General features: G+C 42.2%; 12 protein-coding genes. All 12 read right to left on the bottom strand.

Annotation, left to right across the window (positions count from 1 at the left end; translation table 11 throughout):
- Window position 1: 1 nt before the first annotated feature.
- Window positions 2-1,186, bottom strand: coding sequence for a CDP-alcohol phosphatidyltransferase family protein (locus ACTNB8_RS11640; RefSeq protein WP_441054840.1), 1,185 nt, complete (start codon window positions 1,184-1,186; stop codon window positions 2-4).
- Between the two features lie 267 nt (window positions 1,187-1,453).
- Complete coding sequence (locus ACTNB8_RS11635; RefSeq protein WP_441054838.1) at window positions 1,454-2,503, bottom strand: DnaJ C-terminal domain-containing protein; 1,050 nt, start codon at window positions 2,501-2,503, stop codon at window positions 1,454-1,456.
- A 212-nt stretch (window positions 2,504-2,715) separates the two neighbouring features.
- On the bottom strand, window positions 2,716-3,927 hold the full coding sequence (locus tag ACTNB8_RS11630) for a GNAT family N-acetyltransferase (protein WP_441054836.1): 1,212 nt from the start codon (window positions 3,925-3,927) through the stop codon (window positions 2,716-2,718).
- A gap of 61 nt (window positions 3,928-3,988) precedes the next feature.
- The gene (gene hpf / locus ACTNB8_RS11625) at window positions 3,989-4,516 is read right to left on the bottom strand and encodes a ribosome hibernation-promoting factor, HPF/YfiA family (protein WP_441054834.1); all 528 of its coding nucleotides are present in this window, start codon (window positions 4,514-4,516) and stop codon (window positions 3,989-3,991) included.
- Window positions 4,517-4,701: 185 nt separating this feature from the next.
- A complete protein-coding gene (locus ACTNB8_RS11620) occupies window positions 4,702-6,549 on the bottom strand; it encodes a glycosyltransferase 87 family protein (RefSeq protein ID WP_441054832.1) in 1,848 nt (615 codons plus the stop codon).
- A complete protein-coding gene (locus ACTNB8_RS11615; protein WP_441054829.1) occupies window positions 6,546-7,529 on the bottom strand; it encodes a glycosyltransferase family 2 protein in 984 nt (327 codons plus the stop codon). Before ACTNB8_RS11615 ends, ACTNB8_RS11620 begins: the two co-directional genes overlap by 4 nt.
- Complete coding sequence (locus tag ACTNB8_RS11610) at window positions 7,526-8,458, bottom strand: NAD-dependent epimerase/dehydratase family protein (protein ID WP_441054827.1); 933 nt, start codon at window positions 8,456-8,458, stop codon at window positions 7,526-7,528. The genes ACTNB8_RS11615 and ACTNB8_RS11610 overlap by 4 nt, the downstream gene beginning before the upstream one ends.
- A gap of 12 nt (window positions 8,459-8,470) precedes the next feature.
- Window positions 8,471-10,312 (bottom strand): thiamine pyrophosphate-binding protein, encoded by a 1,842-nt coding sequence (locus ACTNB8_RS11605; RefSeq protein WP_441054825.1) that lies wholly within the window; start codon window positions 10,310-10,312, stop codon window positions 8,471-8,473.
- Window positions 10,309-11,676: a phenylacetate--CoA ligase family protein gene (locus ACTNB8_RS11600; protein ID WP_441054823.1), complete on the bottom strand. Its 1,368-nt coding sequence runs from the start codon at window positions 11,674-11,676 to the stop codon at window positions 10,309-10,311. Before ACTNB8_RS11600 ends, ACTNB8_RS11605 begins: the two co-directional genes overlap by 4 nt.
- An 18-nt stretch (window positions 11,677-11,694) precedes the next feature.
- On the bottom strand, window positions 11,695-12,819 hold the full coding sequence (locus tag ACTNB8_RS11595; RefSeq protein WP_441054821.1) for a lipopolysaccharide biosynthesis protein: 1,125 nt from the start codon (window positions 12,817-12,819) through the stop codon (window positions 11,695-11,697).
- A 58-nt stretch (window positions 12,820-12,877) separates the two neighbouring features.
- Window positions 12,878-14,194, bottom strand: coding sequence for a phenylacetate--CoA ligase family protein (locus ACTNB8_RS11590; protein WP_441054819.1), 1,317 nt, complete (start codon window positions 14,192-14,194; stop codon window positions 12,878-12,880).
- Window positions 14,195-14,222: 28 nt separating this feature from the next.
- A complete protein-coding gene (gene rfbH / locus ACTNB8_RS11585) occupies window positions 14,223-15,563 on the bottom strand; it encodes a lipopolysaccharide biosynthesis protein RfbH (RefSeq protein ID WP_441054817.1) in 1,341 nt (446 codons plus the stop codon).
- Window positions 15,564-15,728: the final 165 nt, after the last annotated feature.

The raw sequence follows: 15,728 nt of genomic DNA, 5'->3' as shown, positions 1-15,728 counted from the left end.
ATCATTGCATCCATCCACCGTCATATCTGCTCTGAACACTGCTTCTCACCAGACCATTTGCAGCAAGTATCCTGCGAAAGTCTGACATATACATAACAAAAGACATGATCATGCACACCGCGCACGCTCCAATCAGTACATTTGCTGTGGAATATGGAAGTCTTGCTCCTGCCGTCAGGATCAATACAACAATATAAGTAACTACCGTATTCAGTTTACCGTGCCACTGTGCCTCAAGGTCAGCCTCTGTTTCCATGATGACCTTCCAGCCAGCTGCCATAGTCATCAGTTCTTTCACAAAAAGCAGAAGAAGAACAAGCTCGGCAAGCGGATAATAAGGCATCAGGCAGGCGATCATTACACCCTGCATTGCCTTATCCGCAAGAGGATCCAGTGCCCTTCCAACTTTACTTACCTGGTGAAATGTTCTTGCAATTTTTCCATCAGCCAGATCAGTTACCGCTGCTACAAGAATAATCATTACAAGAAGGCTTCTGTTTTCTCTGAAACCATATCTCTGACAGATTCCGAGAAATGCAATTGCCAGACAAAGCCTGAGACTGCTGAGCAGATTCGGCACTGTAAATATTTCTTTTCGCGTGAGAATCTTTTCCAGTTTCGCCCGTCTTGCAGGAATGATCCTGTAAAACAGCTGATAGCACAGAATATTCAATATAAGAGCTGTCATAACATCAGCAACACTGTGCTGTTTCAGGAACATTGTGGACAATACGATCGATACTGTAAGAACAATCTGTGCAACTGTAAAAATCCTGTTTCTGCGGCATCTCTCATTCTGGAACAATGCCACACAGCTTGCAGTTGCATTAAATACATGCATACTTGGAAAAATATTCGTAGGCGTATCTATTTTGTACAGGAAACGTATTGCACTGATAAATATACCATCACCGGTCAGGTCGGGTCTCATGTTCTGTCCATTCGGATAAATATAGGAAATCAGAAGGAATAACGTCATACCAATTCCCAGCGTTCCCAGATACTGATAATATTCCTTTTTGCTCGGGCAGAACAACGCAAAATAAATAACTGTCCCGATCAGGAAAAAATACCACAGAACATAGGGAATAATAAAATACTGACAAAATGGAATCCGGTCATCTGCAAGAGAATGAATGAGATGGATCTTTACATCGCTTTTCTCCATAAGCATAAATGATAACATATAAAAAATCCCATACACCGGAATAATCCACAAATGTTTTGATTTCTTCAGATAATTCAAAATATCACCTTTCCATACTTCCGGTCAAACCGGAAAAAACATTACTGGAACATTATTTTTCTGACCCTTATAATAACCCTATCATTTCAGATAATCAATCCATAAAATGCCGAAAATATCTCATTTTATAAATTTTTCACAATATCTTCTCATGAATCTAATAAAGTCTTAAGGAAAAATAAGAAAAAACTGAAAAAGGAAGCGTTGTTATGCTACGCTTCCTCTTCTTTTCTTCTGATCATTCTGGTATATATTCTGAAATTCTTTCAGTTTTGCTTTTGCTTCCGGACTCAGATCTGCCGGAACTTTGATCCGTACAACAGCATACTGATCTCCGTGCACAGATGAATCTTTCATTGAAACGATTCCTTTTCCTCTCAGACGGATTTTTCTGCCGGACTGTGTTCCCTCAGGTATTCTGACGATCACATCACCATATAACGTCGATACTCTGGCTTCTCCGCCAAATACTGCTGTTGTAAAAGGCACTTCAACCGTAGTATAAATATCCATGCCTTTTCGTTCAAATCCCTGTTTTTCTGCCACATTGACTTTCAGGAAAAGATCACCCGCCGGTCCACCGTTGAATCCCGGATTTCCTTTGCCTTTCAGACGAATACTCTTTCCATTTTCGATACCTGCCGGTATGTGCACTTTAAGTGTCTGAACTGCGCCGCTGCCTGACGGATCCGAAAGCCTTATCATACGTTCACAGCCAAATGCCGCTTCCTCAAGACTAACGCTCACCTCTGACCTCAGATCACTGCCTTTTGCACTGGCATTTCTGCCTCCGAAATTGCTTCCATACTGACTGTGGAATCCGCTTCCGCCAAAACCACTGCTTTTCTGTCCATGGAACATATTTCCAAACAGATCTCCAAAAATATCTTCCATATCATCCATATTACCGCCTTCAAAGTGATATTCGTGGAAACCTCCATTGCCACCCTGATTATAGTTAAAGCCTCCATCGAAACCGCCAAATCCGCCCTGGCTACCTGCGCCATGTGAGCCAGCTCCGCCAAAGCCTTCTTCGAAAGCTGCAAAACCATACTGATCGTACAGTTTCTTTTTCTCGCTGTCACTGAGCACATTATATGCTTCTGTAACTTCCTTGAATTTCTGTTCTGCCTGTTTGTCTCCCGGATTCATATCCGGATGATATTTTTTGGCAAGTTTTCTGTATGCACGTTTGATTTCTTTTGCGTCGGCGTTTCTTCCGACTCCAAGAACCTCATAATAATCTCTCTTAGCCATAATGCCACCTCCGCTTTACTATGAAAAAAGAGATGCAGTATCAAGTCCGCATCCCTTCCACCTTTCTTGTTCTATTTGTAATATAACACTTGTTAATTATCTTGTCAACACCCGAAACAAAATATATAAATAAATCACACTTTTTTCATATATTGTTTCATGCAATTCATCTCCAACCTGTAGAGGAAGGAGAATTCTTGCTATATATTATGTTAAAAATAATCAGATATGTACGGTGTCTGCTGCTCTATAGCATCTTCCAGCATATCAATTGTCCACTCTGCTGCCTGGATCCGACCGATTTTTGCCAGATATTCCGGTCGTTTATATCCCATAAGCATAGTAGTCATTGTCTGAATACTGATCTTATCTTCACAGGGTTCCATGATACGCATAGCCTGACCCTGGCCCTCCCTCGAAATAGTCAGATGAAAGCTTCCCTGATTACATTCCATAACCGGATCGATCAGGGTAAATTTCCACTCTCTGTCCAGAACACTGGGTTTAAAAGGATATTTCTCCACGAATGAAACAAAGTCAACAATTCTTCCCATAAAATACGGGGAAATCACTTCTTTAATGCTGGCATCCTCCAGAAGAAAAGCTAGCGGCTCATCTGTATATGTATCTCCTTCTACCTGATTGATCATGGAAAAATGTGCAGAAACAAAATTCCAGAGACCTGTACGTGCATCTTCATTATTAAAGATCATGTCCTTGATATGAAATACTTCATTTGCAATCCAGTAAATCACATATCCATCCGGCTCATTTTTTTCATTATAATAAACTGCCGCCATGATATCATCAGAATCCCACAACCAGTATTCATTCCATGCAAGATCATCCCGCAGAATAGCACCGTGCGTACGCATTGCATAGCGTTCATAAGTCTCTTTCAGCTCATCGCTTTCTGTCTTCACACGCCGCACATCTCCCGGAACCTGATGATTTCTCGGGAGCTGATAGTCTTTAATTTCATAGGATATTTTATCAGATATGATTTCCCAGCCTTTTCTTCTGTAATATGGAATAGAATATGGATAAAGATAACAGATATCCTGACCTCTTGCTTTCATGTTTTTCAGTGCCTGTTCAAGAAGCTTGTGCATCAGGCCCATATTGGAATATTCCGGATAAGTACCCACTCCGGTGAGTCCACCCATCGAGTATGTCCTGTTAAAGATTCGTACCTTCATAGGATAGACAGCTACCTGTGAAACCAGGGTATCATTATCAAACCACCCGATAACATCTGCTTTTTCCATTGTTGGAAATTTTGCCCGGATAATTTCTCTCTCCTGCCAGCCTATAGAACTGAGTTCCTGCTCAGTTACCTGAAATACATAACGAAGCAGCGCATTGTACTGTTCCATATATTCGCTGCCTACAGGTTTCATTTTAAGATTCTTTTTATTATTCATGATAAAATTCCTTTTTGACGGTGCAAATCCCACCCCTCTGAAGAAGGGTGGGATTGTTGTTTCAGATTTCCGGCTCGATGAGTCCGTATGTGTTTCCCTTACGCTTGTAAACTACATTAACCTGATCGGTTTCTGCATTGCAGAATACAAAGAAGCTATGTCCGAGTAATTCCATCTGTACACATGCATCTTCCGGATACATTGGTTTGATATCAAATTTCTTCGTACGGATGATTTTCACTTCCTCTTCATCTTCGTAATCTTTTTCGATATACGCTTTCTGGAAGTTGGCCGCAGCCTGTTTTTTGTCTACGATTTTATTTTTGTATTTCCGAAGCTGACGTTCGATAACTTCTTCTACAAGATCGATAGATACATACATATCGTTGCTTACCTGTTCAGATCGGATAATATTTCCCTTCATCGGGATTGTAACTTCAATTTTCTGTCTTTCTTTTTCAACACTTAAAGTTACTACAACTTCGGTGTCAGGAGTGAAATACCTTTCCAGTTTACCAAGTTTGTCCTCCACTGCTGTTCTAAGTCCCTCAGAAACTGTGATGTTTTTTCCGCTGATTATAAATTTCATACATCCATCCCCTTTGCTGTTTATTTGGGTATTCCGAAACAACTTTCTCTGATTATTAGTGAGTTCGTTGTTCATGAACCCATTATAACACACATTGCTGAAAATTAACACAACTTTACAGAATTTTTATATAATTTTCTGCTTATTTGTTATTGTATTCTCTGTTCACAGAAATCCTGTTGTTTTCATTCCACACCTGTAATACACATCTGCAGACTTCTTTTTTCTTCCATTCCATCTTCCTGTGGACTTAAGAGAAGTTCTTTTCCCTTTTTCTGATCAAGACAGTAGAAACCGATTCCGCTGTTTTCCGGTGCATCACTGGTAATCTCAAGCTGATAGATTTTTCCAGGTCCAACTTCCACTGAATGTCTCAGATATGAATACAGTCCTGTGTTTTCTGTGAGGTTATAGGTATCGCCTTCACTTTCATAAATAACCTCTCCGGATTCTTCTTCCCGGATGGTGACTTTCATATTATAAAGCCCTGCGCCGGATTCCACATAAGTGCGGATTTTTATATTGGACAGTTCTTTTCCGTCCGCCTTAAATTCCTGCACGATCGGACAGTCGTTGTTCAGCATGACTATATTATCCATCTCCATATTCTGGCGGCTGTTATCTGTGAATACGACCTTCCCCTGAAAAACGCCCGCTGCACAGACAGACATTGGAACTACAAAGGCTGCAACTCCGATAACAAAAGCTGTTCTTATCTGCCATATAAGGCCTTTTGAAATAACGCTGCCTTTGTTTTTGTGGTATCTTGGATGTCCGAACACTACATAAAGAAGGAGTACGATCCACATTGCCGTACAGAGAAGTTCCTGGTCATGAAACCTGTAAAGATCCCACATACGCACTGCAAATGTCCTGTCTTTAAGAAGATATTTCAGGATTCCGCCGTTAAGAACTCTTTCATCCACCATACTCTGGCTGCAGAAAATATACATTGCCACCATGAAAATATTCGTGATCATCAGGAGAAGATTTCCATTCTGATTCATAAATATATTCAACACAAGGAACGGCGCCATAAGAAGGATCCACTGCGGATTCCATGTGGAAAATCCGAAGATTGAAAAGCTCACTGCCACACAGAAAAAAATTGCCCATGATGCAAGAGCTTCTTCTTCCTCAACCTTCTTCTGATATGCCCACACAAACACAAATGCCGCTACTGCCGCAAGAAGATTGATGCCGCTGAAAAAGCCAAGTGCAAACGGTTTTTTTACATAATCAAGCGCTCCAAATCCAAACACATTCCGTCTGAATGCTTCCGAACCAAGGTTTGGAAGGATTTCCACCATAAGCGGAATTGCCATGATCATCGCATAACGGAGCAGATTTCGGATCTTTTTTTCCCGGAGAAGGATCAGTACCAGGAAGTAAAGTACTGCATGATATTTAAATGTTGCGGCCATACCAAAAGCAAGTGCAAACTGCCATATTTTTCCTTCAAGATAGAGGTACAGCCCCAGGACCATAAAAAATACTGTAAAAATATCGTACTGACTGAATATAAACTGGCTGAAAACTCCCATTGGAAATACAAGGAAAGCAAACTTACAGAGAAGAGATTTTTTCTCTCCAAAACCAAGTTTCATGCCGATTCTGTACATCAGCTGTGCCGTCACAAAATACAGGACAACCGGAAGAAATTTGTACCACATCATATTCACAAAGCTGTTGGTAAGTATTGCCTCCGGTGCATGTCCTGTAAGATACAGCGGCAGGTTCCATATTGCATAGGCAATAAAAGTGCTCGGAAGATAATTCGCCCAGTATCCGCCGGACTGCCTGTAACTGGCCTCATAAAAATCCGCGAAATGTTTATACATCAGAAAAGAACGGTTTCCGGTAAGTTTCACATCAGAATGCACACAGGTAACAAACAGCACTGCCAGGATCAGCAAACTTAAGATCCAGTCCAGCCTGCAAAGTTCATCTCCATTCCATAATTTCATGGATTTCCACTGCGCTTTTCTTACTGCAAAAAAGCCGGATTTTTTTTTATCTGATCTTGAATTCATACTTTTCTCCCCTGTGCTTTCTTTTCACTGTCCGACTCTTCTTCATCGAAATTCAGACGCTCTTCTTCTACAACAAGCGGTCTGTCAAGGACACGTGTATTGATGCTCAGAACGTATTCTCCCAGGAAACCTATAAAGAAGAGCTGCAGAGCACCGAGGAAAAACATTCCTATCACCATAGGTGCAACACCCGCCGAAAAACGGTTCCAGTACATCAGTTTCAACACCAAATAGACAATCGCAGCTATCATACTTAACCCACCGATAATAAATCCGGCAAAAGTCGCCAGACGCATTACCACCTTGGAATATGATGTAATGCCGATCATTGCATAATCATACAGACTGTAAAAATTATTTTTACTCTTGCCTGCACGGCGCTTTGGCTGAGTATATTCAATCGCCTTATAATCGAATCCCAGTTCCGCAATGATTCCCCTGAGATACGGCATTGGATCATGAAGGTCACGTACAACGTCAACAAATTTCCTGTCATAAAGGCCAAATCCTGTAAACTGTTCAATGTGATCAATATCTGTGATCTTGTTGATCAGTTTATAATAACAGGAACGGATCCAGTACATACCCTTACGCTCTTTGCTGGCACTTTTTATGCCAATAACAATCTTGTGTCCGTCTTCCCATTCTTTTACAAATTTCGGTATCATTTCCACCGGATCCTGAAAATCAGCGCACATTCTTACTACACAGTCACCATACGCCTGTTTCATACCATATACCGGTGATCTCGCCTGCCCGAAGTTTTTGGCATTAAAGATTGCCTTGATTTTTTTATTATTTGCACAAAGTCCCCGAAGCAGGGCTTTGGTATTATCTTTGGAATGATTATCTATAAAAAGTATTTCATAGTCATAATTACTGAGATCTCTTTCCATTACTTCAATAATGGCTTTGGAAAGAGAAACCACATTCGCTTCTTCATTATAGGTGGGAATCACCACCGATATTTTTTTCTTCATTCTGTATCTCCTGTAGTCTGACCTTTCAGCCAGCCAATGGTTTCCTTTATTCCTTCTTCAAATGTATATTCAGGAACAAATCCCGTGTCTCTGTTCAGTGATTCAATATCTGCACAGAGATTCATCACTGCCCCTTTCGGGTAAGGTCTTGCCCCGATTCCCGGTTCCGGTGCTCCGGTAAGTTCAGCCATTTTGAGGATATAATCTTTCAGTGGTCTTGCCTGTCCACTTCCCACACAATAGATCTCACCGTCTTTTCCCTTTTCACCGATCAGGTAATATGCACGTCCTGCATCTTTGCTGTAAAGATAATCCCATCTCTGCATTGCAGGGGTAAATTCCGTCTGTTCACCTGCCAGCATCTTGCGAAGTCCTGCGGCTATCATGGTCGTTTCTTTTTCATGAATACCGTAAACGCTGAAAATCCTTGGCCAGATACACTCCAGCCCCAGTTCATGACAAAGCATGGAAGCAAGATATCCCGAAGCAAGTTTACTTGCCCCATAAGGTGTTGTGGGATTTACCGGACTGTCCGGGGAAATTTTATCCAGGTCAAGAGGACCATATTCTGCCTGGGAACCTGCTCCGATAAAACGTTTACAGCCAAGCTGCTGTGCTGCCTGTACAGCTTTCAGAGTGTAGGAAATATTTCTGCTCTGAAGTTCTGCACTGCGGTTTCGGTTTTCTCCGGTGTTCCCCCATGCAATATGATAAAACGTATCACATTTCTCCGGAATCTGCTCCGGAAGCATCTGAAGTCTGTCCAGACTGCCATCAACCAGATGGATTTTTTCACTCTTCGGAAGTCTTCCGAGTTTACCTGATGACATACGCACCACGGCGTAAACTTCCACATCATGTCTGATACATTCTTCAATAAGAGCCGACCCGATCATACTGGTGGCTCCTGTTACAACAATTCGTTCCATAAATTTCTCCCGTCACATCCGCTTCGGAAGCGGGATGTACATGTTCTCTTTCAGTTCTTCTTCCGGCAAAAACGGATACATATCTTCCAGTGGTGCAGAAACCATTTTTCCGTCAGGAAGTTTCTTTGCGGAAGTCTTCGGTTCTGTTTTCTGAAGTTTCGTAACAAATACTTCGCATACACAGGCACCTTCTTCTTTAAGCACATCACTGATGGTACCTGCCAGTTCTACAGAATTATGGATGGATCTGTACGGAAATCCATAAGCAGGTGCAAGTTTACTAAGATCTGGGAAACTTAAATCCCCGCTCTCAGCACCGACACCCACAAGCGGGGGGCGGAAATAATTCTGCTGCGTCTGCCGTATGGAATGATAACCCTGATTATTTATCACGAACAGCTTAATCGGAAGTCTGTTCTGGATGATCGTCTGAAATTCCTGAATGTTCATCTGCAGGCTTCCCTCACCTGTCACGCAGACAACCGGTTTCCAGTTTGCTGCCACACAGATACCTGTTGCAGCCGGAAGGCAGAATCCCATAGAAGCTGTGTTTGGATTTGTGATAAATCTCTGGCCTTTTTTTACACGGAATGCCTGACTTCCTGCTACTCTCGACGTTCCCACGCTGACTGTCAGAAGGTCATTCTCCTTCATTGCCCTGGAAAGTTCCTCATAAAAAGCATAGATATTAGTGCAGCCTTCTTCTGCTGTTTCATAATGTTTCTCTGTAACTACCGGATACTTTTCCTTCCAGAGAACGCACTGTTCTCTCCACTTTTCATTTCTGAAAAGCGGATGATTTTCGTCTGCACCTCTGCGTTTTGCGCCCTGTATCAGTTTATGTATCAGCTCTCCTGCATCTCCGCACACCGGAAGGCTTACATGAAGATTCGGTTTACGAAGTTCATTTTCATCAATGTCATTCAGAATTGTATAACTCTCTCTTGCCCAGTCCTGATACTGAAATCCTGTCTGTGCAAAACCCTGGCGGTTACCTATGGAAAGCAGTACATCGCTGTTCTGGACTGCAAAATTTCCCGGGCGGTTTCCTGTTCCACCACTTCTTCCTACAAAATACGGATTCTCAGATTCCAGCGCATCTACACTGCTCATTCCCGTCACTACAGGAACTCCCAGAATCTCAACAAGCCTGTGAAAATCATTGATCGCACCTGCAAGACGTACGCCATTTCCCGGAGTCAGAACAGGTCGTTCAGAAGTTTCTATTTTATTCAGTATCTGTTCTATGATACCGTCCGGAATCTCTGCCGGTTTTTCTTCCGGATTTTCGGAAGGGTTATAACCATTCAGCTCATCTGTTTCAATGACTGCGCCCTGCACATCAAGAGGAATATCAAGCCACACCGGACCAGGTCTTCCGTTTACAGCCATATAGAGAGCCTTTTCCAGATAATAACGGATATTTTCAGGATGAACGATCATATGTGCAAATTTTGTCAGCGGAGTCACAACAGGAACGATATTACACTCCTGAACTCCCATACTTCTAAGTCTGAGACCTGAAGCAGGAACTGTAGTTGCATATCTTGCCTGTCCTGAAAAAACAAGCATCGGTATGGAATCCATCCATGCTCCCAGAATTCCTGTGATAGCATTGGTTGCTCCCGGACCGGTCGTCACACAGACAGCTGCCATCCGGTTATCCACACGCGCATATGCTTCTGCTGCCATTGCACATGCCTGTTCATGATGCTGATAAGTACAATGAAGACCCGGATGATGCCCGAAAGCATCATTCATATGCATGGCTCCGCCTCCGGTCACTGTAAAAACATCACGAATTCCCCATTTTGCAATATAATCAGCTATATAATCGGCAACTTTCTGTTTCATTTATTTTCTCCATCCTGCCCGTTCTGTTCTTCTGTTTTGGGCTGTGTAATATACTCCGGACATTTCTGTTCGCATACCAGACGTTTGCCTGATGCCTCGATCGGTATTTCATCTACATATGTCACATCGATCTGAGCCTCTGCGCCAAGATATTTCCGATAGGAATCCACAACTTCCTTTTCATTGATCTTACTGCGGTCAGCATTCAGAAACAGCTGATAACGTTTCTTTTCCCACTGGATACATTTTGCCTGATGAACAACGCCTTCCAGATTAATAAGAACATTCATGAATACATGGATAGAAAGCGGCTCCCCTGCACAGTTATACATCATGGAACCTCTTCTTCCGTATATTTCTGTAAAGTAACCGTGCTTTCTTCCGTTTTCATCAATTACTTCCTGATAAATACCGGTATCGCCTGTATCGTAACGGATCATCGGAAATGCTTTATTATAAAAATCTGTCACAACAATCCTGCCAAGCTCACCAGGTTTCACTGGTTTATCTGAATCAAGTTCCAGCATTTCTATATAAAAATTATAAAGATCCACTGTATAGCGGTCTTCTTCTCCAACCTGACACGCAAGGAATCCATTTTCGTTATTCCCATAAGAACGTACCGGAGAAAATCCGAAGATTTCTTTTACAAGATCATAAGTTGCCTGCGGAAGCGCTTCTCCCATGGCAAAAACCATCTCCACAGCCCATTTGCTGATGTCCACATTCTTACGTTTCAGATAATTAGCAAGTACAGTCAGTGCACTGGAATAGACAACAAGTACCTGGATTTTTTCACGTCGAATCTTCTCACAGATTCCTGCCAGAGCCTCATCTCCCATATTGGAAATATCAATCATAATGAGATTATTTTTGAAAGATTTCCATTTGGATATCACGTTTTTGCCCGGGATCCATACACGAAACTCGCCACGCTTCATTCCCATACGGAACCCGTTCAGTTCCATAAAAGAAATAAAGTTCATATTTACCCGGTTCATTTTGTCGCCGTCACATAGTACAGTAAACGGTGCTCCTGTAGAACCGCTGGTACTCAGACGGAACAGGCTGTCTTTTCTGTCCTGATATGTATCGCAGAGGATGCTGTCTTTGTTCTGGTTATATTCCATCTTTGTCATTACAGGAAACTCTGTAATGTCTGAAGCATTCTCGTATTTTTTATAGTATGCGGAATGTTTTTTCGTATGATCCAGAAGAGTATCAATGCGTCTCTGCACATATTCTTCTGTTACGCCTTCCATAATCTCCCGCTTGTTTACTTTTTTAATCATTTCCAGCTTCCCACCCTGAAGTTTGTCCAGAGTATTAAAAGCTGTACGTCTCAAAATTTCTCCTGCCTGCATTTCTTCTTCCTTTCATAATCATCTGCCGGCTTTAATAAGTCCCAGCAGAATCACTGCCGCCACACGCACCGCATTGGCGATCAGTACTGCTTCTGCAAACCCCATTATGCCACCGCTTCCGGTGAAAATCAATACAAGTGCCATAATCACCACAAGATGGAAAATCTGCAGAAAAAGCTGCCATTTTTCCTCTGTAAAAGTAAGGACCACAATAAACAGATAAGCAGATAATACACCAAGAATCTGACTTAAATTAACCACAGTGATCATTCCTTTTACTGACTCATAAAGATCTCCGTAAAACAGTTTTACAAAAATCGGCGTTCCGATCTGAGCACAGATAAAGAACATAAAGCTGACCGCACATCCGATGCCGGTAAACATCAGGAACTGTCTGCGGTTCATACGTTCCTGTTTACGGGTCAGATACGATATGATAATGGTATTTACAGGTGCTACCAGAAGCACCAGAGTTTTACCGATCAGAGATGTCACATAATACTGGGTAACTGCAAGGTGACCGATGAGGTTTTCGAGTACAAGGCGGTCTATGTTTAATGTAAGATTCGTAATAAGATAAGAAAATACCAGAAATCCGCCTCTCTGAAAAGCTTTTCCAAACCACTGGCTTGTCTGGAAAAATTTTCCGAATACAGTTCCTGTCGCTGCCAGATAAATAATGGCTGCTGCCTCACCTGTAACAAATACAAGAAACCAGTTTTTTGTAAGGAAATAGAGGCCAAAACCTGCCAGATATCCTAGAGTAAGTACACTGTAATAAACAAAATATTTCTGATAATTAAGATTCAGACGGTATTCCACGTCACCATAATACCGGAAAATAGTCGTCATCAGGAGAATAACTGTCCAAAGGATAACGGCCGGTGATGTCATGGAAGATTTTGCAGTGATCAATGCTGCAAGGGTTCCGATCCCGCCAAACGCAAGAAGCAGAATATTATAATCTCCATTTGTTACCTGATAATCCCTGCGTACAACAAGGCGGCTGGTATTTAAAGCCTGTCCTACAGACGGACAGAGAATCGCTACCAGCCCCATAAGATAAAGCAGCTCACCAAGCTGGTCACTGCCCATGATCCGGTTCAGCAGAGGATATACGATAATCTGCAGGACACCATTCATCAGCAGCGCACCACCTATGGTATATGCTGTGTTTGATACAATTCGTTTTTGGTTTGAATTATTTTTTATTATATTTCTCACACCTGTTCTCAAATGATTTACGTTTTCCGGAATTCAGCACCGGAATTTCATCTACATATTCTACTGTGATCTCAGCTTCTTCTCCAAAATATGGAGAAATAAAGTCAAGAATGGCTTTTTCGTCGATTTTTTCTTTGTTTCCATTCAGCCACAGTTTATATCTGGTCACATCTTCCTGGATAAAACGGTACTGGTTAATCCCCTTTGCCATGGAAAGTCCGTTCAGGAGTACAAATGGTGAAACAATCCTGCCCTTGCAGTCATAGATCATATCTCCTCTACGGCCATATAGCTCTTTCAGATAAAATTTTACCCTGCCGTTTTTTTCTGTTTTTTCATAAACAGCAAGATCGCCGTTATCATAGCGGATCAGTGGAATTGCATAATTATAAAGATCTGTGATAACGATTCTTCCAAGTTCACCTGGTTCTGCCGGTTCGTCACTGTCCAGTTTCAGGATCTCATAATAATAGCTTTCTGTATCGATCCGATAGCTTTCATCTTCTTCTCTCTGTATTCCCATAATTCCGTTTTCTTCGTTGGAATACCAGGAACGTACTGTACAGCGGAACTGTTTTTCCAGTTTTCTGCGAACTTCACTGGGCATGCTCTCAGAAATAGGAAGGATTGCTTTTATGCAGAAATCGCTGGTATCTACATTATGCTCCTCAACAAAACGTCCGATTTCTCCAAGAGCTGCTGAGTAGCCGATCAGGACCTTGACTTTTTTGTCCCGGATGACGGATACCATTTCGGCAAGTTTCTTATCATCCAGATTGGAGCAATCCATCATGATCAGATTCTCTGCAATCTGTGAAAGTTTGCTTTTCTTTGCATGATCTCCTACCCACATGCGGACAAATGCATTTTTCATTCCGATATAATAACCGCCTGCAGCCCCGAGAAAAATACTCGCAGCTGTGTTGTGGAGTATTTTGTTTCTGTTCTGAATCATTGCAAACGGTGTTCCTGTAGAACCGCTTGTATACATGATTCGGTTATCAGATGCTTCTTTGTACACACTGGACTGACATGCCTCGTAATTATTACGGTATGCGTCTTTGTTCATGACCGGCATTTTTTCCAGCGGTGTGTCCTCCGGATAATCTTTGTAGAATTCTGTTGTTCGTGCTGCATGAGCGATCAGTTTTCGGATTTTTTCCTGTGTATGTTCCACAGGGGTTCCTTTTCGGTAGCTGTCTTTGATCTCATCATAATATCTGCGGATCTTTCCGCCTTCCAGGCGGTCTTTCGCCCAGAACCCATACCAGCGTAATTTTTCATCAAATTCCATTTTGTTTCCTCCGTTACTGTCTTCGGAATTACTGTTCTGCTGCCTCGCGGATCACTTTTGCCATATAATCAATTTTTTCGTCTGTCATTCCCGGATAAAGGCCTACCCAGAAAGTATCTCTCATGATACGATCTGTGTTTTCAAGGCTTCCTGCAATACGATATCCGGTTCCTTTTTCACGCATCTGGTCAAAGCATGGATGTTTTGTAAGGTTTCCTGCAAAGAGCATTCTGGTCTGTACACCTTTGTTTTCAATATAAGGAACTACTTTGCTACGGTCTGTTCCTTCTTTACATGTCATAAGGAAACCAAACCAGCTCGGATCTGATGACGGGCATGCTTCCGGAAGAATATAGTATTTTTCAGTTCCTTCCAGGCCTTTTCTGAGGCGTGCGAAATTATGACGTCTTCTCTCAACGAAGCCCGGGAATTTTTCCAGCTGTGCGCATCCGATTGCTGCCTGCATATCTGTAGCTTTCAGGTTATATCCGAAATGAGAATAAACGTATTTATGATCGTATCCCAACGGAAGTTCTCCATACTGTTTATCAAAGCGATGTCCACAGAGATTATCTCTTCCGGATGGACAACTGCAGTCACGTCCCCAGTCACGGAGAGAGCGGACAATCTTGTGAAGAAGCGGATTGTCTGTATAAACTGCTCCGCCTTCACCCATTGTCATATGATGTGGCGGATAGAAACTGGAAGTTCCGATGTCTCCGATGGTTCCTGTAAGTTTTTTCTGTCCGTCGATCTCGTATTCAGATCCAAGTGCATCGCAATTGTCTTCGATCAGCCAGAGATTATGTTTCTGGCAAAAGTCTTTCAGTGCTTTCAGGTCAAACGGATTTCCCAGTGTATGTGCAAGCATGACTGCTTTTGTTTTTGGGGATACTGCTTCTTCGAGTTTCAAAGGGTCGATGTTATACTGTGGTATAGTCACATCTACGAATACGGGTACTGCGCCATACTGGATCATTGGTGCTACGGTTGTCGGAAATCCTGCTGCCACTGTGATTACTTCGTCTCCCGGGAGTACCTGGCGTTCTTTCAGAAGTGGTGAGGTCAGTGCCATGAATGCGAGTAAGTTTGCTGATGATCCTGAGTTTACGAGTGAGCAGAAACGGATTCCGAGATATTTTGCAAAGTTTGTTTCAAACTGATCTGCGTATCTTCCTGCTGTGAGCCAGAATTCCAGTGCACTGTCTACGAGGTTCATCATTTCTTTTGAGTCATAGACTCTGGATGCGTAGGGGATTCGGTCGCCTTCGTGGAAGGGTTTCTGGTTGTTGTGGTATTTCTGGCAGTAGTTGTCGACCATATCGAGGATCTGGTCTTTTGCCTGTTGTTCGGTCATATTTTCAAACATGTGGTTCTCCTTTTTTGTATCTGTATCATAATTTACGGTATGTGATATTCGATTTATATTATATAATTCACGGTGTAAGTCATTGTTTTCGGATACACAAACGGCTTCAAAGTTATGAGGTTTGTGTACTCGAAAACAATTGCTTCCACCTGAAGTTGGTAATAC

It is taken from the genome of Blautia sp. HCP28S3_G10, from assembly GCF_052065235.1.
Lineage (GTDB): Bacteria > Bacillota > Clostridia > Lachnospirales > Lachnospiraceae > Blautia_A.
This window is presented reverse-complemented; position numbering and strand designations above follow the sequence as displayed.